Origin of the sequence: Altererythrobacter sp. MTPC7 (genome assembly GCF_042851395.1) — a bacterium.
GTDB lineage: Bacteria > Pseudomonadota > Alphaproteobacteria > Sphingomonadales > Sphingomonadaceae > CAJXSN01.
In genome coordinates, this window is the sequence record NZ_BTGS01000001.1 from 172,541 (window position 1) to 193,419 (window position 20,879).

The following is a 20,879-nucleotide window of genomic DNA, read 5'->3' on the forward strand; positions in this document are numbered from 1 at the left end:
GGAGGCAAAAGATGAAAAATATTCGATATTTAAGTTGGTTTGGGGCAGGTTTCCTCCTCAATTTCGCACTTCCGATTCCTGACCCAACTATCGTCACGACAATCGACGTGCTGCTTGCGAACAGTCTGGTCGCCATACCCTTCGGACTGCTGGGACTGGTGATCGCATTTTTCTTTCGGAAGAAACCTCAAGGCGATCTACGATACCCTGCCGTTACACTGGCCGCGATTGTCGCTGTTTTGGTCTTTAAACTGATCCGGTTAGATATATTTGCGCTGCTTGCTGCTGGCGTTTACATTTGGTCGTTGCGCCGCAAGCCCATTCCAAAGTCAGAGTCCTAAATGACCCAAATTCGTAACGACTGGACCCGCGAGGAAATCGCGGAGCTTTTCGACCTTCCCTTCACCGAACTGCTCTTCCAGGCCGCCACCATCCACCGCGAGTTCCATCCGCCCGAGCAGATCCAACTGTGCACGCTGCTGTCGATCAAGACCGGCGGGTGTCCGGAGGATTGCGGCTACTGCTCGCAGTCGGTGAAGGCCGACAGTGGGGTCGAGGCGACCAAGCTGATGGACGTCCAGCGCGTTCTGCAATCGGCAGCGCAGGCGAAGGATGCGGGCAGCCAGCGGTTCTGCATGGGTGCGGCGTGGCGCAATCCGAAGGACCGCGACATGCCCGCGATTGCGGAGATCGTGAAGGGCGTGCGCGCCATGGGGCTGGAGACCTGCATGACGCTGGGCATGCTGACGCCGAAACAGGCGGATATGCTCAAGGAAGCGGGCCTCGATTACTACAACCACAATGTCGATACCGGGCCGGAATATTACGAGCGCGTGATCTCGACGCGCAACTACCGGGACCGGCTAGATACGCTGCAGAACGTGCGCGATGCGGGCATCAATGTGTGCAGCGGCGGGATCGTAGGCATGGGCGAAACGCGCGAGGACCGGGTGGGCTTCGTCCACACGCTCGCCACGCTGGAGCGGCATCCCGAAAGCGTGCCGGTCAACGCGCTGGTGCCTGTGAAAGGCACGGTGCTGGGCGACATGCTGGCGGACACGCCGCTCGCCAAGATCGACGATATCGAATTCGTCCGCACCGTCGCAGTCGCGCGCATCACCATGCCGATGAGCATGGTGCGCCTCTCCGCCGGGCGCGAGAGCATGAGCGAGGCGACACAGGCGCTGTGCTTCCTGGCGGGTGCGAATTCGATCTTCACCGGCGACAAACTGCTCACCGCGCCCAATGCGGGCGATGACAGCGACGGGGCGCTGTTTGCCAAGCTGGGCCTGACCCCGCTGGTGCAGGAAGAGCCCAAGCGCGCCTCTGCCCCGGCCTGCATGGCGAGCGAGCCCGCCGAGTGATCGGCATCCTTCCTGCCCTGGCACTGGCCGCCGCCTCTCCGGTCCAGTCCGGGCCGGAGGAAGCCATTCCCGAGCCGATCACCATCGGCGAGGCTTACAGCCTCGATGTGCTGGACGCGGCGCGGCAGGTGAACGTCATCCTCCCGCCAGCTTATGAGGCAGAGCCTGATCGGACCTGGCCGGTCATCTACATGCTGGATGGCGGCATGGAGCAGGACATTGCCATGGGGATCGGCATTGCGCGCTGGAACGCGATGTGGGGGCGCAGCGCCGATGCGATCATCGTGGGGCTGGAAACGAAGGACAGGCAGCGCGAATTGCTGCCGCCGACACAGGATGCGGCAGAGGCCGCCCGGTACCCGGCCGCAGGTGAAAGCGACCGTTTCCGCCAGTGGATCGCGCAGCAGGTAAAGCCGCTTATCGAAAGCCGGTATCGGCATATTGGGACCGCTGTCCTCGTGGGTGAAAGCGCGGCCGGTCATTTCGTCATGGAGACATGGGCGGATGCGCCGGGGATGTTCGACGGATACGCCGCGATCTCGCCAAGCCTGCAATGGAATGGGGAAAACCTGAGCCGGCGTTTGGCGAAGGCCGGTGCCTCGCCGCGGCCGAGGCTTTACCTCTCGCTTGCGGACGAGGGCGGGGCGACCGAGACGGGCATGGAACGCGCGCTTGCCGCCATGGGGGAAGGACAGGCCTACTGCTTCTCCGACCGCCGCGAAGACCTTCGCCATGCAACCAGCCTGCACGGTCTCCTGCCCGAAGCGCTGCAATTTCTGCTGCCGACGGAGGCGGACTGGCTGGAGGAATATGGACTGACCCTGCGCTGCGATCGGCAGGGGCAGGCCGCCGACTAATGCCGCGGACGCCGCGCGGTTCGATGCCGGCTCTGGGTTTCGACGTCCCCTCGTTGCTGGGCAAGGCGCGCAGCGGCGGGGCGCTGAAGATCGGCCTGTCGAAGATCGATGAACGAGATTGGTTGCAGCCCCGGCCCGACCGCGCAGCGCGTGCCGCCGCATTCGCAGAGTTTCCCGGCGGCATACAGATGACCTCCGAAGCGGCTCGCCCGGGGGCAGAGCTCGCCGGGATACTGGGTATCCCAGGCGGCCTCGCCGAAGCGGCGGCGAGCAGGCACGAGGATATGTGCCTGCTGTCCCGCAGGGAAGGCGAGGAGGTCTATCGCCTTATCGGGGCTGCCGTGGCCTGGCCTTCGGACTGGCTACCGTGCGAGAAGATGGGGCTACCCATGCGGGGGCTGCACGCCCCGATCCATGGCTACGAAGACCAGCTCGCGTCCGGCGTCGACCGGTTCATGGACAGGCTGAAGCCCGGCGCGATCTATGGCCGCAGCAACTGGTTTATCGCTGCAACCGGGGCGATGCGCTGGGTGGCGGAGCTGCCGGACATCGCCTTTGCCGGTGCGACCTCGGCCAATGCGGGAAAAACACTTTTCGTCCGGTCGGAGCGTCAGACCCTGCGGCGCCTGCCGGAAACGGGCGCGATCCTCTTCACGATCGGCATCTATGTCCAGCCGCTCGGCGCGCTCCCCGGTGCCTCGCTTCGATGGCTGGCAGACGCCGCTCGTGCCATACCTCCGGGGGAAAGGGAGCGGAGAGGGATCGGGGCTTACCTTCCGGCTCTAATCGGCTATGCGGAGAGCCGCGGAGAGGAGAGTGCGCGATGATGATCATGGCCCTGATATTGCTGCAAGGCGCAGCGACGCTGGATTGCGACAACGCGATGACCCAGACGGACATGAACCGGTGCGCTGCTCGTGAATTCGACCGCGCCGACCGCGCCTTGAACGTGCAGTGGACGCGCACCGCGGAGGAAATGCGCCGGCGTGATGCCACGGCATTTCGCGACGGGCGACCCGGCTATTTCCAGACCCTGCTTGAATCGCAAAGAGCCTGGCTGAATTTTCGCGATACCCAGTGCCGGGTGGAAGGATATTACGCGCGCGGAGGGTCGCTTGAACCGCTGCTGGTCGCCACATGCAAGACGCAGCTGACCCAGGAACGCACGCAAACCCTGCGCGATCTCGTCACCCAGTAAATGCGGCCTTTAAGCCGCCAATTCACGCCATTAGAGGCCACTTCATGTTCAAGAAAATCCTGATTGCCAATCGCGGCGAAATTGCATGCCGAGTCATCACGACCGCGCGCCGCATGGGCATTGCCACCGTCGCCGTCTATTCCGACGCCGATGCGCGCGCGCCCTTTGTGCGGATGGCGGACGAAGCCGTGCATATCGGCCCGGCCGCAGCTGCGGAGAGTTACCTGGTCGCGGACAAGATCATCGAAGCCTGCAAGCAGACCGGCGCCGAGGCCGTGCATCCGGGCTATGGCTTCCTGTCCGAACGTGCCAGCTTCGTGGAGGCGCTGGAGAAGGAAAACATCGCCTTCATCGGCCCGCCTGCCGGGGCCATTGCCGCCATGGGCGACAAGATCGAATCCAAGCGGCTGGCCAAGGATGCCGGCGTCAACACCGTACCGGGCTCGCCCGATGCGATCGACACCACGGAAGAGGCCCTGAAATGGGCCAATGACATCGGATATCCGGTGATGATGAAAGCCAGCGCCGGGGGCGGGGGCAAGGGCATGCGCCTCGCCTGGAACGACACCGACGTTAAGGAAGGCTTCGAGGCGACGAAGCGGGAAGGCCTCAATTCGTTCGGCGACGACCGCGTCTTCATCGAGAAATTCATCGAGGACCCGCGCCATATCGAAATCCAGATCCTGGGCGACAAACACGGGACCATCCTTTATCTCAACGAACGCGAATGCAGCATCCAGCGGCGTCACCAGAAGGTGGTCGAAGAAGCGCCGTCGCCCTTTGTCACGGAAAAGATGCGCAAGGCGATGGGCGAGCAGTCCGTGGCGCTGGCGCGGGCCGTCGATTACCATTCCGCAGGCACCGTCGAACTGATCGTCAGCGGCGCGGACAAGTCGGGCGAAAGTTTCTACTTCCTGGAAATGAACACCCGCCTGCAGGTCGAACATCCGGTGACCGAGGCGATTACCGGCATCGACCTGGTCGAGCAGATGATCCGTGTGGCAGCCGGCGAGAAGCTGGAGATGACGCAGGCCGATATCGGTATCGACGGCTGGTCGATCGAAAACCGCGTCTATGCCGAAGACCCGTATCGCGGCTTCCTGCCCAGCACCGGGCGCCTTGTCGAATACGACCCGCCGCTGGAAGGCTGGACCGACGACGGCAAGGCCAACGGCCGGCGCGGTGTCGATGGCGTAAGGATCGACGACGGCGTCTACGAGGGCGGCGAAGTCTCGATGTTCTACGATCCGATGATCGCCAAGCTGGTGACATGGGGAGAGACGCGCGACGAGGCTGCAGACCTCCAGGTGCAGGCGCTCGATGGGTTTCGCATCGAAGGGCTGGGCCACAATGTCGATTTCCTCTCCGCGCTGATGCAGCATCCGCGCTTCCGCTCGGGCGAATTGACGACCGGCTTCATCGCCGAAGAATATCCCGACGGGTTCGAGGGCGCGGCTGCTTCAGAGGACCTGAAGCGCGGACTTGCCGCCGTGGGCGGCGTGATCGCTGCCGCCGATGCCGACCGCGCGCGCCGGATCGACCAGCAACTCAGCGGACCGCTTTATGCGCCGGGGGACTGGGCCGTCCGCATCGGCGAACGCGCCGAGGGGGCGAGCGATTATGCCGTGCAGCTGGGCGAGGAAGACATTCGCGTCGACGACGCGCCCGTCGATCTCAGCTTCGACTACACGCCGGGCGACCGGATGATCGCCGTCGAACTGGACGGTGAGCTGCTGCGCATCCAGCTGGAGCCGACGCGGACGGGCTATCGAATGACGACGCGCGGGGCCACGCACACGCTGCGCATCCTGCCCCAGCGTCTTGCCCACCTGACACAGCACATGATCGAGAAGGTTCCGCCGGACCTTTCGAAGATGCTGATCTGCCCCATGCCCGGCCTGCTCGTGAAGCTGCATGTCGAGGAGGGCGAGCAGGTCCAGCCGGGCCAGCCCTTGGCCACGGTAGAGGCAATGAAGATGGAGAACATCCTGCGTGCCGAGAAGGAAGGCACGATTGCCAGCATCAATGCGGAAGAAGGCGAAAGCCTGGCGGTCGACGCGGTGATCCTGGAGCTGGAGTAGATGCATCTGAGCCATGCCCCGGATGCGCCTGCTGCGGAAGAAACGGATTTCGCCACCTTCCTGAAGGCCGATATCCGGGCTGGCACGATCCTGTCGGCGGACGAGTTTGCGGAGGCCCGCAAGCCATCCTACCGCCTGCTGATCGATTTCGGTCCCGCCATCGGCTGCAAGAAAAGCTGTGCCCAGATTGTCGCCAATTACGCGCGCGAAGATCTGGTCGGGCGGCAGATAGCGGCGGTCGTCAATTTTCCACCGCGCCAGATCGGCCCTGCCATGTCGGAAGTGCTGACGCTCGGCTTTGCGGACGATAAGGGCGATGTCGTGCTCTTTGCGCCCGACCAGACGGTGCCCGACGGATCACGGCTTTTCTAGCAGGTAGATCCCGTCAGAGATCGAGGTGGTAACATTGATTATGAGGCCCGTTCTCGTATCCGGCGAAGGCGTCTCCGGCCTCGAAACCGTATTTGCGATACAATGAGATGGCAGGGGCAAACCGTTCACTGGTCCCGGTTTCCAAGCTGAGCCGCTTGAAGCCGGAGGCTTTGGCCTTGGCCAGTATGGCTTCCAGTACCTTGTGTCCGGCGCCGCGTCTGGTGTGTTCCGGATCTGTCCGCATCGATTTGATTTCGGCCTGACGGTCGCAAATACGGTTCAATGCACCGACAGCCATCAGCGTATCTCCCTCTATCGCTGCGAAAAGGGTGATGTCGCCGCCGGAGAGGCCGCGAAGATCGAGAGCGAAGCTGGTGCCCGGTGGCGAGATTGCATGCATGTCCCGCTGGTGCGCTTCCAAGAGGCGGCGAACGGCGGGGTCGCCAAGATCCGTTTCGCTCGCGGTAATCAATGCGCCTGCAACTGCCCGGAGAGGAAATGCGCGACGTCCGCTATATCGACATCGTGCGCCAGATGCGCCTCTCCGATCCCCTTCAGCAGGATGAAGGGCAGGGTGCCTGCATCCATCTTCTTGTCGTGCATCATGTGGCCGGCCAGTCCCTCGCCGGAGCAGGAAAGGCCCAGCGCCGCTATTTCGGACGGCAGGCCGGCGGCAGAAACAGCCTCTGCGATGCGCGACGCATCATCTTGTGCCAATTCGCCGCGCCGGGCGGAATAACGCGCTGCCAATACCATGCCCAGTGCAACAGCCTCGCCGTGCAGGAGCCGGTCGGAAAAGCCCGTTTCCGCTTCCAGTGCGTGGCCGAACGTGTGGCCCAGGTTCAGCAGCGCCCGCGCACCGCTCGTCTCGCGCTCGTCCTGCGCGACGATCCTTGCCTTCGCCGCGACGCTCCGCGCGACGGCTTCTTCCAGTTGCGCGCCGTCATGCGCCAGTACGGCTTGCCCATGCCGGTCCAGCCAATCGAAGAATTCGGCATCGCCAAGCACACCGTATTTCAGAACCTCGGCATAGCCTGCGCGCATCTCCCGCGCAGGCAGCGTCGACAGACAGTCGGTATCGGCAAGGACCAGCGAGGGCTGGTGGAATGCACCGACCAGATTCTTGCCCGCGGCTGTATTGATGGCCGTCTTGCCGCCGACAGAGCTGTCGACCTGCGACAGGAGGGTGGTGGGCAATTGCACGAAGCCACAGCCGCGTTTCAGGATCGCGCAGGCGAACCCGGTCAGGTCGCCGACCACCCCGCCACCAAGCGCCAGCACGTGATCCCCGCGCTCGACCCCCTGTTCCAGTAACCAGTCGATCAGGGTTTCCAGTCCGGTCCAGCTTTTCGAACCCTCGCCGGGAGTGACGAGATAAAGCGCGGCGGTCTTCCCTGCATCCGCAAGCGAGGCAGACAGGCTGTCGCCATGGGCGTCCCATGCGTTGCGGTCGGCCACGACGGGCACGGTATCCTTGCGAAGGAACGGCGCTGCCTGAGAGCCGGTTTCGGCAAGCAGGCCGGGGCCAACCCTGACTTCGTAACTGCGGCCACCCGGGGCCACGGGAATCACAGCCATCTGTCGATCGCCTCCAGTATGCGCATTGCGGTCTGCTGGTGCGGGCCGTTTTCGCTCACGATCCTGACCTGCGCCTCGGCATATAATGGCGCGCGCTGCGCATTGAGGCGCGTGAGGATTTCTTTGGGATCGCCATTTTTGAGCAGGGGCCGCGTCCTGCGGCGTCCGGTGCGTTCGACCAGCGTATCGATATCGCAATCGATCCACACGGCGATCGCCTGTTCCCGGATGAGGCTGCGCGTTTCATCGTCCACGAACGCACCGCCGCCTGTTGCGATCACGCCGCGGCGTTCCTCGATCAGCCGGGCGATGACCCGCCGCTCGCCATCGCGGAAGACCGCCTCGCCATAGGTTTCGAAGATTTCCGCGATCGAGCGCTGGGCCGCGTCCTCGATCTCGCTGTCGGCATCGACGAAGTCGCGCTGGATCATGTCGGCCAGCTTCCGGCCGACGGTCGATTTGCCAACGCCCATCAGACCGACGAGCACGACCGGCCGATCGATCCGGTGGGCGATCCGGGCAATATCGGCGGTTTGTGCGGATGCTGGCTGCGTATCCATTGCCGCTTCGCCTAGAGATAGGCTAGGGCCGTGGCAACCACGGGCGCAGGCCGCCTGCAAGAGAGTGTAAGGTGACGGGTTTGACGATGGGTTTGCGAAAGACCGGGCTGGTCGTGGTCGCGGCATTGCTGGCGGTCCTCGCATGGGCCTGGTGGGACGGTGGCGAACGTCCGCTGGAACCGGTCGTCCAGCCGGTCGACCTGCCGGAGGGCTGGCAATGAAGCGCGCGCTGCTGGCCGGTACGGGCGCGCTCGCCCTCGGCTCGACGTTCCTTGTCGGAGCTTTCGCCGCAGCGCAGGGAACCCCTGAAAGCCTGCTGCCTCCCGGTTTCGAGGATCCGGCTCCTGCACCGGCGCCCGCACCGCGGCCGTCTCCCGCTGCTACGCCGCGACCGGCTCCTGCACCGACACCGACATCCGCTCCGCAGTCGCAGGGCACGCCGGTTGTGCAGCCGATACCGCAGGGCGGTTCGTCGGCGTCGTCGTCCTCGTCATCTCCATCGTCTTCTTCCAGCCGGTCTTCCTCCTCATTGCCGAGCGGGCTGCCGTCACTTGCCGAACTCGAGGCCCTGGAGACGGACGAGCTCGATGCGCTGCTGGGTCTTCGTCCCCGCACCGACATCCCCCCGGCTGCACGTCGCTCGCTGGGTCAGATCGGCGTCATCGGCGAGAGCGAGGGCGGACTGCCTTCAGCCTCGCTTGCCCGCCAGCCGGCATCTCTGGTGCAGGCAGCGCTGTCTGCCACCGAGGGTCCGCTGGTGTCGCGGTGGGGTCACATCATGCTGCGCCGGGTGCTCTCGAGCCGGCTGGCCGCGCCGGAAAGCATGGACCCGGTTACCTTTGCCGCCCTGCGCGCGCAGGTACTCAATCGCATGGGCGAACATGCCGCAGCGCGCGCCGTCGTGCAGGATATCGACACCGAGGACTGGAACGGTTCGCTCGCCGGGGCTGCAATCAACGCCTATGTCGGCACGTCGGACATTGTCGGCATCTGCCCGCTCGCGCGCTATCGCGGAGACATCCAGGAAGGCGAGCGCTGGCAATTGCTGCGCTCCATCTGCGCTTCTTTCGCCGGGGAAACGTCGCGAGCACGCCGGGATATCGGGCGCCTTCGCTCGAGCGGAGACGTTCCCGTCATCGATGCGCTTCTGGCGCAGCGCTATGCCGGCGCGGCCGGAGAAGGGCGCAGCGCGGTCAACCTGGAATGGGACGAGGTCGACGAACTGACACCGTGGCGGTTCTCCATGGCCAATGCGCTCGGCGCGGAAATCCCTGAAAACCTGTTGTCCGACGCCGATCCCTATTACCAGCGCATCGCTGCCGTGATGCCGATGCTCGGCTTCGACCAGCGCATCCCCGCTGCCAATCTGGCCGCGCGCGAGGGTATCCTGTCGAGCGAGGCGCTGGTCGACCTTTATTCGCAATATTACGCCTTGTCCGGCCGCGAGGGCGAGATCGGGGAAGACGCCCTTCGCCTGCGTGTCGCCTATGTCCATCAGGACCCGGCGCAGCGCATCGAAGCGATCCGTACCCTGTGGGGCAATGCGCAGGCCACTCCGGATTACGGGCGTCAGGTTCTCACCGCCTACGCCGCTGCCCGCATCCCGGCCGACGAAGATTTCGAGGAACAGGCCGCGGACCTGATCGCCTCGATGCTGGCGGCCGGGCTCGACCGCGATGCCATGCAATGGGCCGGCGTCGTGTCCGAAGGGAGCGAGAGCTGGGCCCTGCTGGCGCTGGCGCAGGAACGCCGTGCAAACCCGGTCGACGATGGCGCGGTCGATGCGTTCATCAGCGACGACGAGAGCAACGGGCAGCGCAAGTCCGGCTTTCTCGTCGCCGGGCTCGCCGGACTTGGCCGTCTGGACCAGGGCGCGGCGGAAGGGTTCAACGAGGACCTCGGCCTTCGGCTCGGGCGCCAGACGAAGTGGAGCGAGGCCATCACGCAGGCGGGCGAGGCGGGCAATGCTGCGCTCGTTGCACTGCTCGCGGGGCTCGGAATGCAGGGTGACGGCTGGGACAAGATGACCCCGCGCCATCTTTATTTCATCGTCCGCGCACTGGACAGGTCGGGCCTGTCGGCGGAGGCCCGCATGATTGCAGCCGAAGCCGTCGCCCGTGGCTAGGTTTCCCTTCGGGCCTGCGGCCGCAAGGACGTGACGCCGGCTGCACCCAAGGGCAGTGCAATCGAAGAATTCCTCGCCATGCTGGCGGCAGAGCGAGGAGCCGCTGCCAATACTCTGGCGGCCTATCGAAGGGATCTGGAAGGCGCCGAGGAAATCGCCGGTTCGCTGGCAGAGGCGGACAGGAACAGACTGGCTAAGCTAGGCCATCACTGGTCGGACCTCGCGCCGGCCACCGTGGCGCGCAAGACGTCGGCATTGCGCCAGTTCTACGCGTTCCTGCAGGACGAAGGTCTGCGAGCAGACGATCCCTCCAGCGCCCTGCCGCGTCCCGTCCCGCGCCGGGCCCTGCCGAAAATTCTTTCGCACGATGAAATCGCCGCTCTTTTCCGCACGGCTGAGGAGGCTGCAGATGCGGGCGCCCCGCTCGCGGTTCGCACTCTGGCCTTGCTCGAGATGCTGTACGGCTCAGGCCTTCGCGCGACCGAGCTGGTCTCCCTACCTCTTGCTGCGGTCCCGCGAGATGCGCCGTTCCTGACCGTGAGCGGGAAGGGCGGGCAGGTGCGGATGGTGCCTGTCAGCCGCCGGGCGAAGGAAGCGCTGGGCCGCTGGCTGGAAGCACGGGGGGAGGACGGTTCCGCGTTTCTCTTCCCGTCGAGATCGGGCCATCTTTCCCGCGTTCGGCTGTTCCAGCTGGTGAAGGAACTGGCCGTGAAGGCCGGGCTCGATCCACACAAGGTCAGCCCCCACGTCCTGCGCCATGCCTTCGCCACGCATCTGCTGGAGGGCGGCGCGGACCTGCGCGTTCTCCAGACCCTGCTCGGCCATGCCGATATCGCAACGACGCAGATCTACACGCATGTCGATGCGGCCAGGCTCGTCACGCTGGTGAACGAGCGTCATCCTCTCGGCAGGATGAATGGGTAGCGTTCGTCCGGCGACCCTGCCCCCGTGGGACGACGGGCGCCAATCGAGGCGGCAGCGCTTGCGCAGCCAATGGAGGCGGAGTAGCGCAGCGCCATGAATTCCTATCTCGAATTTGAAAAACCCATCGCCCAGCTGGAAACCCGCATTGCCGAACTGCGTGCGGCGGCCGAAGGCGATGATGTCGACATCTCCAACGAACTCCAGCGACTGGAACAGAAGAGCGCGGACCTGCTTGCGAGCACCTATTCGTCGCTCTCTCCCTGGCAGAAAACGCAGGTCGCGCGCCATCCGCAGCGGCCCCATTTCCGCGATTTCGTGGAGCATGCGTTCGAGGATTTCGTGCCTCTCGGCGGCGACCGGAACTATGGCGAGGATGAGGCGATCATCGGCGGCTTTGCGAAGCTGGACGGCCGCAAGGTCATGCTCATCGGCCATGAAAAGGGCCACGACACCGAAACCCGCCTGCGGCACAATTTCGGCATGGGCAAACCGGAAGGGTACCGCAAAGCGATCCGCCTGATGGAAATGGCCGGACGGTTCGGCCTGCCGGTGGTCACTTTGGTCGACACCTCCGGGGCCTTTCCCGGCGTTGAAGCCGAGGAACGCGGTCAGGCGGAAGCGATCGCCCGAGCGACCGAGGCCTGCCTTGCCTTGCCGGTCCCGATGGTAGCCACAATCGTGGGGGAAGGCGGCTCCGGCGGCGCAGTGGCTCTGGCTAGCGCCGAGCGCGTGCTGATGTTCCAGAACGCTGTCTATTCGGTCATTTCACCGGAAGGCTGCGCATCGATCCTGTGGCGCACGGCGGAGAAAGCGCCAGACGCGGCCGGAGCGATGAAGATCACCGCGCAGGATCTCGCAAGGCTTGGAGTGATCGACAGGATTGTGCCCGAACCGGTGGGCGGGGCGCACCGCGATGCAAAGGCCGCGAGCGCATCGCTGGCAGAAGCGATCGCCGACGAACTGGACGGGCTGGCCACCATGTCTACCCAGGAATTGCAGCGAATGCGCGAAGAGCGTTTCCTGCAGATGGCGGGGTAAATTTTCCCGGAGTAATCGCGCCGGCCTGATGTCGGTGCGACCGTTTGCGGTCGCCGGGGAACTCGCACGGCGTGCAATGGGTTGGGTAACCGAACCTGATGCGGCGACTGGTGGCGCGCATCCTTATTACTTCGGGGAGCCCATAATGATTTCCAGGAAATTTGCCGCACTTTCGACAACCGCCGCGATGGCGCTTACCCTTTCGGGCTGTGCCGCGGTGGGCGGTGCGCCGGTGCCCGGCACCTCCGCGCCGATTACGCAGAGCGAAGCGCAGCAGGGGGCGGAAGCGCATCCGCAGTTGCTCGCCGAATTCGGCGGCGCAATGACCGGTCCCTATGCCCAGTATGTCGAGCAGGTCGGCCAGAACATCGCGGTCCAGTCGGGGCTGGGCAATGCACGCAGCTCCTTCACCGTGTCGCTCGTCAACAGCCCGGTGAACAACGCCTTCGCCATCCCGGGCGGCTACGTCTACACGACGCGCCAGCTCGTCACACTGATGAACAACGAAGCGGAACTGGCCGGCGTCCTGGGTCATGAAGTTGCGCACGTCGCCGCCCGTCATTCGCAGCGTCGCCAGCAGGCAGCCCAGCGCAACACTCTGCTGGGCGCAGCCGGCGCCATCCTGTCGGGCGTCCTGCTCGGCAATAGCGGGCTGGGCGATACGCTTTCGCGCGGCATCCTGCAGGGGTCGCAATTGCTGACCCTCCGGTTCTCGCGCAGCCAGGAACTGGAAGCGGACGAACTCGGTATCCAGTACCTGACGAAGGCGGGGTACGATCCGATGGCCATGTCGACCGTGCTGCGCAGCCTCGCGCTGCAGAACAACCTCGATGCGCAGGTCCAGGGCCGTGACAATGCGACGATCCCCGAATGGGCATCGACTCACCCCGATCCGGCAAGCCGCGTCCAGACCGCTGCAAGCAAGGCTCAGGGACTTCCCGGAACGGTTACGAATCGCGACACGTTCCTGACGCGGATCGACGGTATGATCTATGGCGACGACCCCGAGCAGGGCATCGTCGAAGGGCGTCAGTTCATCCATCCCGAACTGAAACTGTCCTTCACCGCGCCGCAGGGCTTCTACATGGTCAATGGTACCCGCGCCGTTTCGATCAACGGGCAGAGCGGACAGGCGCAGCTGACGCTTGCGCCTTATAACGGTAACCTCGATACCTATGTGAACAACGTGTTCGCGAATTTGGGTGGGGAAGGCCAAACGCTTCGCCCGGCGAATTTGCAGCGCACGACCGTGAATGGCTTGCCTGCCGTTTACGGCACCGCGCGGGTCAATTCCGGCAACGGCCAGGTCGATGTGGTGGTATTCGCCTACGAGTTTTCGAACGACCGCGCTTATCACTTCCAGGCAATCAGCCAGGCCGGGCGCGCCAGTGCATTTACGCCGATGTTCCAGTCGATGCGCCGCATTTCGGCTTCCGAAGCGGCGAATGTCGTCCCGCGCAAGGTCGACGTGGTGACGGTTCGTGCCGGTGATACCGTCGCATCGCTCGCAAACCGGATGGCCTACACGAATGCGCAGGAAGCGCGCTTCCGCGTCTTGAACGGTCTGGGCAACAATGAAAGCCTCCAGGCCGGACAGAAGGTCAAGATCGTCGTTCGCGGGAGCTGATCGCGTTCCTTTGAAAACAAAAAAGGCGGCGGGGTTTCCCCCGCCGCCTCTTTTTGGTAATTGGTAGCTGGGATTAGCCGCCTTCAGCTTCTTCGCCCTTCATCTTGGTGGAGACTTCGCCGAACGTGGTGCTCAGCTGGCCGCCCAGCGTGCTCATGGCGCCCATGGCAGCCACGGCGATCAGTGCAGCAATCAGGCCGTATTCGATTGCGGTCGCGCCCTGTTCGTCGCGGACGATATTCTTGAGAATGTTCATAATTTAACTCCTGGTCTTGGTCTTCGGTACCCGTCTCGCCCGGACGGGCCGGATCGAGTGATTTGGGGTCTAGGCACAATCAGTTGACAAAATCCTAAGCTGATCGCGAAAACCGTAAGCTGTGCCGTCAGTCAGCTTTTGTTCCGCGCTCGCGTGCGTCGACGACTTCGTCCGAAACCCGGTCCCACATGAGCCCGGTCTCCGTTCCCACACCCGCGGCAGCGCCCACCATGGCGAGGAAAACGAGGGCGAGAATCAATCCGTATTCAATCGCGGTCGCGCCGCGGATATCGGCCAGCAGGGCTTTAATGTATGCGCGCATGGTTTCACCTCTGGTCCAAAAGCAACATCGCGCCGCTTTGACCGGTCAGGGTAAAGAAAGCCTTTCAAGGAACGGGAATAATGGAAAAATTTCTGACACCCATGCTCGTCGTTGCATGTGCGCTGCATCGAGGGGATGGCCGATTCCTGCTGCATCGTCGCCCTCACGGTAAGGCAGATGCCGGATTGTGGGAGTTCCCCGGCGGCAAGGTCGAGCCGGGGGAGGGGGCGGCACAGGCCTTGTCCCGGGAACTGATGGAGGAGTGCGGCCTCGCAGTGCCGCCAGAAACTTTCGAGCCCATAAGCTTCGCGCCCGAACCGCGGTCCGGCCGGGAACTGCTCCTCATGCTGTTTTACAGCAACGCCAATGTCGGCGACCCGCGCTCGCTGGAGGGCGGCGTGTGGCAGTGGCATTCGCTGGACCGGGCCCGGTATCTGGACCTTGCACCCCTTGATCGGCAGCTTTGCGAAAATTTGTCGGGCTGGCTTGCCCGAAAGAGGGCTTAAGGGGATTGCCAAGCCTGCAAAGCACTCCTATGCACCACCTCCACCGCGCGCCAGTAGCTCAGCTGGATAGAGTACCTGACTACGAATCAGGCGGCCGGAGGTTCGAATCCTTCCTGGCGCGCCAAGAAAGCCCATCCTCGTGAAGAGGGTGGGCTTTTTTGTTGCCGGTCGGTCCGGTGCGGAACCGTCAATGGGCCTTCGTGGTTGACCCCTCGAACGCGCCGAAAAAGGAAATCCGCATGACCGACACGCAGGGCATCTTCAAACGCCTGAAAGAAGACCACGACCATCACCGCAGGCTGCTCGACCAGATGGCGGATACCTCTGGCGAGACGGAAAAGCGCAAGGAATTGCTCGAAACCTTCACGAAGGAAGTAAAGAGCCATGCGGCGGCCGAGGAACAGGCCCTGTATTCGACCATGCTGCGCAAACCGCCGACCACGGACGAGACGCGGCATTCGGTCGCCGAGCATCATGAATTGAACGAAGCGCTGAACGACCTGGCGGCAACCGACATGTCTTCCTCGGCATGGATGGCGAAGTTCAAGCAGCTCGACCACGATTATCGCCACCACATCAACGAGGAAGAGGAAGACCACTTCCCCGATTTCGAGAAGCACCTGAACGAGGACGACATCGCCCACATGCAGGAGGTCTTCGATCGGCGGAAGAAGGAAGAGAAAGCCGAAGCCGAAGTGACGCCAGAATCGATGGACGAGGCGAAGGAATAACCCTAGGCGCTGGCGTCGATGTCCGGCGAAAACACAGAAAAACAGGCGCCCGATCTCGATCATTCGGTCGAGCCGGGCGTCTGGCGTTTCGGCAAGGCGGAGAAGGCGTCGGTCATCATCGATGCCGAGGCCTATTTCGAGCACATGCAGGCCGCAATGCTGGAAGCCCGCCGCAGGATCATGCTGATCGGGTGGGACTTCGATACGCGCATCCACCTCTCACAAGGCCGGCGCTGGTACAAACGGCCTGTCGATGCGTCCCCGCCGAAACGGCTGGGCAGTTTCCTGATGTGGCTTGCCCGGCACAGGCCCGAGCTGGAAATCAAGATCCTGAAATGGGGCCTCTCTGTCCTCCAGTTCGCCGCACGCGGATCGATGTTGCTCGACGTCATGCGCATGGCGCCGAAACACCAAATCACTTTCAAGTTCGATACGAAGCATCCCGTCGGTTGCACGCATCACCAGAAGCTGGCGGTGCTGGACGAAAAGCTTGCAGTGTGCGGCGGGATCGACCTAACTCATGACCGTTGGGACACGCGTGAGCACAGGGAAATCGAATCGCGGCGGAAGCGTCCTCGCGGCAAGCCCTATCCCCCGTGGCACGACATCACCTTCATGATGGAAGGCGAGATCGCGGGCACGCTGTCGGAACTTTGCCGGGCCCGCTGGCAGCGCGCCGGTGGCGGCAAGCTGACCGATCTGAAGCCATCCGAGAAGAGCCTCTGGCCCGAAAAACTCTGCGTCGATTTCGAGGATATCGAGATCGGAGTTGCGCGTACCCGCGCCGAGTACGAGGAAACGGACGAGGTCAAGGAAATCGAGACGCTTGTCCTGTCACAGATCAGGGCCGCCAAGCGCTTCATCTACATTGAAAACCAGTATTTCACCTCGCGCAAGATCGCCAATGCGATCATCGACAGGCTGGGGGAGGACGATCCGCCGGAGATCGTTTTCGTTCATCCGAAGAACGCCGAAGGATGGTTGGAACAGCAGGCCATGGATCACGCGCGCGCGGAACTTGCGCGCGTAATAGCGGAGGCGGACAAGAAGGATCGCTTCCGGCTGTATGTCGCATGGTCGGGCGAAACGCCGATCTACGTCCATGCAAAGCTGATGATCGTGGACGACTGCATCCTGCGAATAGGGTCCGCCAATCTCAACAACCGCTCCATGGGCCTCGACAGCGAATGCGACGTGTTCATCGATTGCAGCAGACCTTACAACCGGGGGCGCGACCTGGAGAAGACCATCCGCGATGTGCGCATATCGCTGCTGGCAGAGCACTGCGGCGTAGGGGAGGAGGCAATGGGCGACCTGGTCGATTCCCTGGGCTCCATGCACGAGGCGATCAGGCGCTTCGGGAAAGATGGCATTCGCCAGCTTCGCCCGTTCGAAGTGCCGGAGAAGAACGAGGTGCAGGACGCTTTGGCGGGATCGCAGATCCTGGACCCGGAAAAACCGGACGAGATGTTCGAACCGTTCGCCCATGGCGGACTGTTCCGTGATGGCAGCCGTCTGGGGCGGCTGCGCGATAAGGTGAAAAGGAAAACATGATGGGCAGTCTGGTAGGTCCCGACGAAGACAATCACCTCGGCAAGCCCGATGTGCCGGACGACGTGCAGGACGCGATCCGTACGCTGATCCGCTGGACGGGTGACGATCCCGACAGGGAGGGGCTGCTTGATACCCCGAAGCGCGTTGCGCGGGCGTGGAAGGAATATTGCCAGGGCTATGCGCACGATCCGGCGGTCCACCTGTCGCGGGTCTTCGAGGAGGTGGGGGGGTACGACGAGATCGTCTTGCTGAAGGACATTCCGTTCCAGAGCCACTGCGAGCACCACATGGCCCCGATCCACGGGAAGGCCGCGATTGCCTACCTTCCGACCGACAAGGTTGTTGGCATTTCGAAGCTTGCCCGCGTGCTGCACGGATACGCACGCCGCCTTCAGATACAGGAGAGGCTGACCGCCGAGGTCGCCGAATGCATCTGGGACAACCTCGAGCCGCGCGGCGTCGCGGTGGTAATCGATGCCAGCCATGCATGCATGACCGCTCGCGGCGTTCGTACGCCCGGCGTATCGATGGTGACGAGCCGGATGATGGGGACGTTCCTGGAAGACCAGCGCAGCCGGAAGGAAGTGTTGAGCCTGATGGGCTACGGCTGAGGCTGTCCGCCCGCGATTACGTGCCTGTTTGCGAACCGATGCCTTTTTCCAGGATGCCGCGAGCAATATCCGCTACGGCATCGGCTTTCCGGTTCGCTTCTTCGGAAGGGTCTGCCCACACGGCATAGCGTAGGCCGAGAAACACGTTCATCCCCATGATCGCCCAGGCATGGGCTTCTTCCAGGTCGTCGCGAAATTCAGCCTTGTCCATGCCGGCTTGCAGGCGGGCGTGAATGCGCTTCGCCGTGGTCTCGTAATGCAGGCGATAGCTGGCCGGATCGACGAACTCCGCCTCGTCGATGATCCGGTAGATTTCCTTGTGCTCGCGCGCGAAATCCAGGAACGCGGACAGTGCGCGTCGTTCGGTGTCGAGCGCGCTTGCATCCGGATCGGCACTGCCCGAGGCGGCATCGCGAACGCCGTTGCTGAAGTCGGTCACCAGCGCCCGGAAGATCGCGTCCTTCGTATCGAAATAGGTGTAGAAGCTGCCCAGCGCGACGCCGGCGCGGCGCGTGATGCCGCTGATCGAAGCCTCGTGAAAGCCCTTCTGCCCGAATTCGACCGTTGCGGCGTCCAGAAGCTTGCGGCGGGTGCGCCGTCCGCGCTCCGTCGCCGGCTCGGTAGCGACCGCCGCATTTTTTGCATCCCGTCCCATGCCACCCGGTTACGGCGAAGCCGCGCTTTCCACAAGTCAAAACTTGAAAGGTGGTTCAGGTTTCAATATGGGAAAGAAAAAAGTTTGTGGGAGAGATAATCATGACAATGCAATCCGCCATCCGCCGTGCGCTCCTGACCGGCTGCGCCGGCCTTGCGTTCAGCGTGCCGGCATACGCGCAGGGCACTGCGGTGGAAGAGCCAGTGACCGGCCCGGTCATCGCCGACGATGCGAGACTGTCCGGTACCGACAACGGCGTGATCGTCGTGACAGCTCGTCGCCGGGAAGAAAGCCTCCAGGACGTGCCGATCGCGGTCACCGCATTTTCCGGAGACGAACTTCTTCGCTCGGGTACGCTCGAATTGACCGAATTGACGCAGGAAGTGCCCAACCTGACGCTGGAAGTCAGCCGGGGTACCAATACGACGCTGACCGCCTTCATCCGCGGGGTGGGGCAGCAGGACCCGGTCGCAGGCTTCGAGGCGGGCGTGGGCCTGTATGTCGACGACGTCTATATCAATCGACCGCAGGCTGCCGTGCTCGACATCTATGACGTCGAGCGGGTCGAGGTTCTGCGCGGTCCGCAGGGGACGCTATACGGCCGCAACACGATCGGCGGGGCCATCAAATACGTGACGGCACGGCTGCCCGACACTGTCTCTGCGAAGGTCCGCGCGACCTACGGATCATACGATCAGGCAGACCTCGTCATCTCGGCCTCCGCGCCACTTGGCGACAATCTCCGGATCGGGGCAAGTGGCGCGAGGCTCAGCCGCGGCGGCTTTGGCGATAACCTCGTCCAGGCTGGCGTTGAAAACTACAACAAGGATGTCTGGGCGGCTCGCGGGACGATCGAGTTCGAAAGCGGTCGCCTGTTCGCGCGGCTGTCGGGCGATTACGTGAAGGATGACAGCGACCCGCGGCAGGGTACGCGCCTCATTCCGAGCCTGCTGACCGGCGCGCCCGTGCTGGACGATGTCTACGATACGCGTGCGGGCCTCGATGTCATCCCGCAGGAGGTGGAGGCCTATGGCGGTGGCCTCAATCTCGAATACGAGGTCAGCGACACTGTCACGCTGAAGTCGATTACCGGTTACCGTGAAGACAAGTCGTCCACCCCGATCGATTTCGACAGCCTGTCTGCCGCCGATCTGGACGTGCCGGCCATCTACGAAAACGACCAGTTCAGCCAGGAATTGCAGCTGCTGTATGAAGGCGATCGGCTGAGCGGGGTGCTGGGTGCCTATTATCTCGATGCCAACGCCTTCACCGCATTCGACGTGGCGCTGTTCACGACCGGCGATTTGATCGGTCTGCCCGGGCTCAATGCCCAGACGCTGGGCGATGTCGGAACCAAGACGTGGTCAATCTTCGGCGATTTCACCTATGATCTGACGGACCGGATCAGCCTGTCGCTCGGCGGGCGTTACACCAGCGACAAGCGGACCAGCCGGGTGCTGAGGACCACCTTCATTGGCGGCTTCTCGGACCTTTTCGGTCCTTCGGACGCCATCCCCATTGCCGTCACCTCGGACTTCAACGGCAACGAGACATTCAAGAAGTTCACCCCGCGCGCCTCGATCAGTTTCGAGCCGACGCCTGACCACAATTTCTATTTCTCCTATGCGCGCGGCTTCAAGGGCGGCGGCTTCGATCCGCGGGGCCAAACGACCGGCGCGCCAGATCTGGACGGCGATGGCGACGTCGATTTCGATGACCAGTTCGAATTCCTGAGGTTCGCCCCCGAAACTGTCGACAGTTTCGAAATCGGCTACAAGGCGTCGCTGATGGACAATCGCCTGAATGTCGCTCTGGCGGTGTTCAAAGGGGACTATACCGACGTGCAGATCCCGGGGTCCGTCGGGATCGATACCGATGGGGACGGGGTCAACGACCAGTTCACCGGCGTTACGTCCAACGCCGGCGACGCCGATGTGAACGGTATCGAGCTTGAGGCGAATGCGCTGGTCGGGCGCGATTTTGCAGGGGCGGGCAGCCGGCTGAACGTGAATTTCGCGCTCGGCCTGCTGGATGCGGAATACAATCAGTTCATCGATGCCTTCGGCGTCGATGTCGCCGACCAGCGCGTCTTCCAGAACACGCCGGACGTCACGCTGAGCGCTGGGTTCGATCTGGGCCTGCCCGTTGGGCCGGGAATGGTCGACCTGATCGGTGGCATCGCCTTCCGTTCCGATGCGAGCCAGTTCGAAACGCCCAATCCCTTCCTCGACCAGGATGGCTTCGCGCTGGTCAATGCCAGCATCGTTTTCACCGACGACAGCGACCGGTTCTCGATCGGTGTCCACGGGAAGAACCTGTTCGACAAGCGGTACATCGTATCGGGATACAATTTCGTCGCTGGGGGAACGAACGGACAGCCTTTCGTCCCGACCCTCGGGCTGGAGGGGACGCTGACCGGCTTCTACGGCGATCCGCGGCGGGTATTCGTGACCGGCGAAATCCGCTTCTAAAAAACGTGCTGACAAACAGAAAAGGGGCGCCCTGCTAGAGGCGCCCCTT

The 20,879-nt window shown here is 63.3% G+C and carries 23 protein-coding genes and 1 tRNA gene; 18 read left to right on the forward strand and 6 right to left on the reverse strand.

What is annotated here, in order from left to right; genetic code table 11:
- Positions 1-11: 11 nt before the first annotated feature.
- The 7 genes from ACGHJ7_RS00850 to ACGHJ7_RS00880 are packed head-to-tail and all read left to right on the forward strand — an operon-like array spanning position 12 to position 5,872.
- Positions 12-341 (forward strand): hypothetical protein, encoded by a 330-nt coding sequence (locus ACGHJ7_RS00850; RefSeq protein WP_390473781.1) that lies wholly within the window; start codon positions 12-14, stop codon positions 339-341.
- Entirely contained in the window at positions 342-1,364 is a 1,023-nt protein-coding gene (bioB, locus tag ACGHJ7_RS00855) for a biotin synthase BioB (protein WP_390473783.1), read from the forward strand.
- Positions 1,361-2,221, forward strand: a complete 861-nt coding sequence (locus ACGHJ7_RS00860; protein ID WP_390473785.1) for an alpha/beta hydrolase — start codon at positions 1,361-1,363, stop codon at positions 2,219-2,221. Before bioB ends, ACGHJ7_RS00860 begins: the two co-directional genes overlap by 4 nt.
- Complete coding sequence (locus ACGHJ7_RS00865; RefSeq protein ID WP_390473786.1) at positions 2,221-3,048, forward strand: DUF3445 domain-containing protein; 828 nt, start codon at positions 2,221-2,223, stop codon at positions 3,046-3,048. Before ACGHJ7_RS00860 ends, ACGHJ7_RS00865 begins: the two co-directional genes overlap by 1 nt.
- The gene (locus tag ACGHJ7_RS00870; RefSeq protein ID WP_390473788.1) at positions 3,045-3,419 is read left to right on the forward strand and encodes a lysozyme inhibitor LprI family protein; all 375 of its coding nucleotides are present in this window, start codon (positions 3,045-3,047) and stop codon (positions 3,417-3,419) included. The genes ACGHJ7_RS00865 and ACGHJ7_RS00870 overlap by 4 nt, the downstream gene beginning before the upstream one ends.
- Positions 3,420-3,463: 44 nt before the next feature.
- Positions 3,464-5,500, forward strand: coding sequence for a biotin carboxylase N-terminal domain-containing protein (locus tag ACGHJ7_RS00875; RefSeq protein WP_390473790.1), 2,037 nt, complete (start codon positions 3,464-3,466; stop codon positions 5,498-5,500).
- A complete protein-coding gene (locus tag ACGHJ7_RS00880) occupies positions 5,501-5,872 on the forward strand; it encodes a tRNA-binding protein (protein ID WP_390473792.1) in 372 nt (123 codons plus the stop codon).
- A gap of 13 nt (positions 5,873-5,885) precedes the next feature.
- On the opposite strand, the gene ACGHJ7_RS00885 is transcribed toward ACGHJ7_RS00880, so the two are convergent.
- The 3 genes from ACGHJ7_RS00885 to ACGHJ7_RS00895 are packed head-to-tail and all read right to left on the reverse strand — an operon-like array spanning position 5,886 to position 8,010.
- Positions 5,886-6,344 carry a GNAT family N-acetyltransferase gene (locus tag ACGHJ7_RS00885; RefSeq protein ID WP_390473793.1) on the reverse strand — a complete coding sequence of 153 codons (459 nt, stop codon included), beginning with the start codon at positions 6,342-6,344 and terminating at the stop codon, positions 5,886-5,888.
- Positions 6,341-7,450: a 3-dehydroquinate synthase gene (aroB, locus tag ACGHJ7_RS00890; protein ID WP_390473795.1), complete on the reverse strand. Its 1,110-nt coding sequence runs from the start codon at positions 7,448-7,450 to the stop codon at positions 6,341-6,343. Before aroB ends, ACGHJ7_RS00885 begins: the two co-directional genes overlap by 4 nt.
- Positions 7,441-8,010: a shikimate kinase gene (locus ACGHJ7_RS00895; RefSeq protein ID WP_390473796.1), complete on the reverse strand. Its 570-nt coding sequence runs from the start codon at positions 8,008-8,010 to the stop codon at positions 7,441-7,443. Before ACGHJ7_RS00895 ends, aroB begins: the two co-directional genes overlap by 10 nt.
- A 71-nt stretch (positions 8,011-8,081) precedes the next feature.
- Between ACGHJ7_RS00895 and ACGHJ7_RS00900 the strand changes: the two genes are divergently transcribed.
- The 5 genes from ACGHJ7_RS00900 to ACGHJ7_RS00920 all read left to right on the forward strand — a co-directional run bounded on the left by ACGHJ7_RS00900 (position 8,082) and on the right by ACGHJ7_RS00920 (position 13,724).
- A complete protein-coding gene (locus tag ACGHJ7_RS00900) occupies positions 8,082-8,231 on the forward strand; it encodes a hypothetical protein (protein ID WP_390473798.1) in 150 nt (49 codons plus the stop codon).
- Positions 8,228-10,135 (forward strand): hypothetical protein, encoded by a 1,908-nt coding sequence (locus ACGHJ7_RS00905; RefSeq protein ID WP_390473799.1) that lies wholly within the window; start codon positions 8,228-8,230, stop codon positions 10,133-10,135. The genes ACGHJ7_RS00900 and ACGHJ7_RS00905 overlap by 4 nt, the downstream gene beginning before the upstream one ends.
- A gap of 30 nt (positions 10,136-10,165) precedes the next feature.
- Positions 10,166-11,059, forward strand: coding sequence for a tyrosine recombinase (locus ACGHJ7_RS00910; RefSeq protein ID WP_390473801.1), 894 nt, complete (start codon positions 10,166-10,168; stop codon positions 11,057-11,059).
- 93 nt (positions 11,060-11,152) lie between these two features.
- Entirely contained in the window at positions 11,153-12,097 is a 945-nt protein-coding gene (locus tag ACGHJ7_RS00915) for an acetyl-CoA carboxylase carboxyltransferase subunit alpha (protein WP_390473803.1), read from the forward strand.
- Positions 12,098-12,242: 145 nt separating this feature from the next.
- The gene (locus ACGHJ7_RS00920; RefSeq protein WP_390473805.1) at positions 12,243-13,724 is read left to right on the forward strand and encodes a M48 family metalloprotease; all 1,482 of its coding nucleotides are present in this window, start codon (positions 12,243-12,245) and stop codon (positions 13,722-13,724) included.
- A gap of 73 nt (positions 13,725-13,797) precedes the next feature.
- Here ACGHJ7_RS00920 and ACGHJ7_RS00925 read toward each other — a convergent pair whose 3' ends face one another.
- Both ACGHJ7_RS00925 and ACGHJ7_RS00930 read right to left on the reverse strand, forming a co-directional pair.
- Positions 13,798-13,980: a Flp family type IVb pilin gene (locus ACGHJ7_RS00925; RefSeq protein ID WP_390473807.1), complete on the reverse strand. Its 183-nt coding sequence runs from the start codon at positions 13,978-13,980 to the stop codon at positions 13,798-13,800.
- A 127-nt stretch (positions 13,981-14,107) separates the two neighbouring features.
- Entirely contained in the window at positions 14,108-14,302 is a 195-nt protein-coding gene (locus tag ACGHJ7_RS00930; RefSeq protein ID WP_390473808.1) for a Flp family type IVb pilin, read from the reverse strand.
- Positions 14,303-14,382: 80 nt separating this feature from the next.
- Here ACGHJ7_RS00930 and ACGHJ7_RS00935 point away from each other — a divergent pair, with 80 nt between their 5' ends.
- From ACGHJ7_RS00935 to folE, 5 genes are all read left to right on the forward strand, one after another.
- Positions 14,383-14,808: an NUDIX domain-containing protein gene (locus ACGHJ7_RS00935; RefSeq protein ID WP_390473810.1), complete on the forward strand. Its 426-nt coding sequence runs from the start codon at positions 14,383-14,385 to the stop codon at positions 14,806-14,808.
- 47 nt (positions 14,809-14,855) lie between these two features.
- Positions 14,856-14,932: transfer RNA gene (locus ACGHJ7_RS00940), tRNA-Arg, on the forward strand.
- A gap of 115 nt (positions 14,933-15,047) precedes the next feature.
- Positions 15,048-15,539, forward strand: a complete 492-nt coding sequence (locus tag ACGHJ7_RS00945; protein ID WP_390473812.1) for a hemerythrin domain-containing protein — start codon at positions 15,048-15,050, stop codon at positions 15,537-15,539.
- 18 nt (positions 15,540-15,557) lie between these two features.
- Positions 15,558-17,093, forward strand: a complete 1,536-nt coding sequence (locus tag ACGHJ7_RS00950; protein ID WP_390473814.1) for a phospholipase D-like domain-containing protein — start codon at positions 15,558-15,560, stop codon at positions 17,091-17,093.
- The gene (folE, locus tag ACGHJ7_RS00955) at positions 17,093-17,704 is read left to right on the forward strand and encodes a GTP cyclohydrolase I FolE (protein ID WP_390474093.1); all 612 of its coding nucleotides are present in this window, start codon (positions 17,093-17,095) and stop codon (positions 17,702-17,704) included. The genes ACGHJ7_RS00950 and folE overlap by 1 nt, the downstream gene beginning before the upstream one ends.
- Positions 17,705-17,720: 16 nt before the next feature.
- On the opposite strand, the gene ACGHJ7_RS00960 is transcribed toward folE, so the two are convergent.
- Positions 17,721-18,359 (reverse strand): TetR/AcrR family transcriptional regulator, encoded by a 639-nt coding sequence (locus ACGHJ7_RS00960; RefSeq protein ID WP_390473815.1) that lies wholly within the window; start codon positions 18,357-18,359, stop codon positions 17,721-17,723.
- Positions 18,360-18,460: 101 nt separating this feature from the next.
- Between ACGHJ7_RS00960 and ACGHJ7_RS00965 the strand changes: the two genes are divergently transcribed.
- Complete coding sequence (locus tag ACGHJ7_RS00965; protein ID WP_390473816.1) at positions 18,461-20,830, forward strand: TonB-dependent receptor; 2,370 nt, start codon at positions 18,461-18,463, stop codon at positions 20,828-20,830.
- Positions 20,831-20,879: the final 49 nt, after the last annotated feature.

Excerpts from the sequence above, each read along its gene's own strand:
- ACGHJ7_RS00945 (WP_390473812.1), top strand. The coding sequence starts at position 15,048 with ATGACCGACACGCAGGGCATCTTCAAACGCCTGAAAGAAGACCACGAC.
- ACGHJ7_RS00925 (WP_390473807.1), bottom strand. The coding sequence starts at position 13,980 with ATGAACATTCTCAAGAATATCGTCCGCGACGAACAGGGCGCGACCGCA.
- ACGHJ7_RS00850 (WP_390473781.1), top strand. The coding sequence starts at position 12 with ATGAAAAATATTCGATATTTAAGTTGGTTTGGGGCAGGTTTCCTCCTC.
- ACGHJ7_RS00950 (WP_390473814.1), top strand. The coding sequence starts at position 15,558 with ATGTCCGGCGAAAACACAGAAAAACAGGCGCCCGATCTCGATCATTCG.
- ACGHJ7_RS00895 (WP_390473796.1), bottom strand. The coding sequence starts at position 8,010 with ATGGATACGCAGCCAGCATCCGCACAAACCGCCGATATTGCCCGGATC.
- ACGHJ7_RS00960 (WP_390473815.1), bottom strand. The coding sequence starts at position 18,359 with ATGGGACGGGATGCAAAAAATGCGGCGGTCGCTACCGAGCCGGCGACG.
- ACGHJ7_RS00875 (WP_390473790.1), top strand. The coding sequence starts at position 3,464 with ATGTTCAAGAAAATCCTGATTGCCAATCGCGGCGAAATTGCATGCCGA.
- ACGHJ7_RS00935 (WP_390473810.1), top strand. The coding sequence starts at position 14,383 with ATGGAAAAATTTCTGACACCCATGCTCGTCGTTGCATGTGCGCTGCAT.
- bioB (WP_390473783.1), top strand. The coding sequence starts at position 342 with ATGACCCAAATTCGTAACGACTGGACCCGCGAGGAAATCGCGGAGCTT.
- ACGHJ7_RS00965 (WP_390473816.1), top strand. The coding sequence starts at position 18,461 with ATGACAATGCAATCCGCCATCCGCCGTGCGCTCCTGACCGGCTGCGCC.
- ACGHJ7_RS00930 (WP_390473808.1), bottom strand. The coding sequence starts at position 14,302 with ATGCGCGCATACATTAAAGCCCTGCTGGCCGATATCCGCGGCGCGACC.
- ACGHJ7_RS00880 (WP_390473792.1), top strand. The coding sequence starts at position 5,501 with ATGCATCTGAGCCATGCCCCGGATGCGCCTGCTGCGGAAGAAACGGAT.
- ACGHJ7_RS00920 (WP_390473805.1), top strand. The coding sequence starts at position 12,243 with ATGATTTCCAGGAAATTTGCCGCACTTTCGACAACCGCCGCGATGGCG.
- folE (WP_390474093.1), top strand. The coding sequence starts at position 17,093 with ATGGGCAGTCTGGTAGGTCCCGACGAAGACAATCACCTCGGCAAGCCC.
- ACGHJ7_RS00865 (WP_390473786.1), top strand. The coding sequence starts at position 2,221 with ATGCCGCGGACGCCGCGCGGTTCGATGCCGGCTCTGGGTTTCGACGTC.
- aroB (WP_390473795.1), bottom strand. The coding sequence starts at position 7,450 with ATGGCTGTGATTCCCGTGGCCCCGGGTGGCCGCAGTTACGAAGTCAGG.
- ACGHJ7_RS00905 (WP_390473799.1), top strand. The coding sequence starts at position 8,228 with ATGAAGCGCGCGCTGCTGGCCGGTACGGGCGCGCTCGCCCTCGGCTCG.
- ACGHJ7_RS00870 (WP_390473788.1), top strand. The coding sequence starts at position 3,045 with ATGATGATCATGGCCCTGATATTGCTGCAAGGCGCAGCGACGCTGGAT.
- ACGHJ7_RS00915 (WP_390473803.1), top strand. The coding sequence starts at position 11,153 with ATGAATTCCTATCTCGAATTTGAAAAACCCATCGCCCAGCTGGAAACC.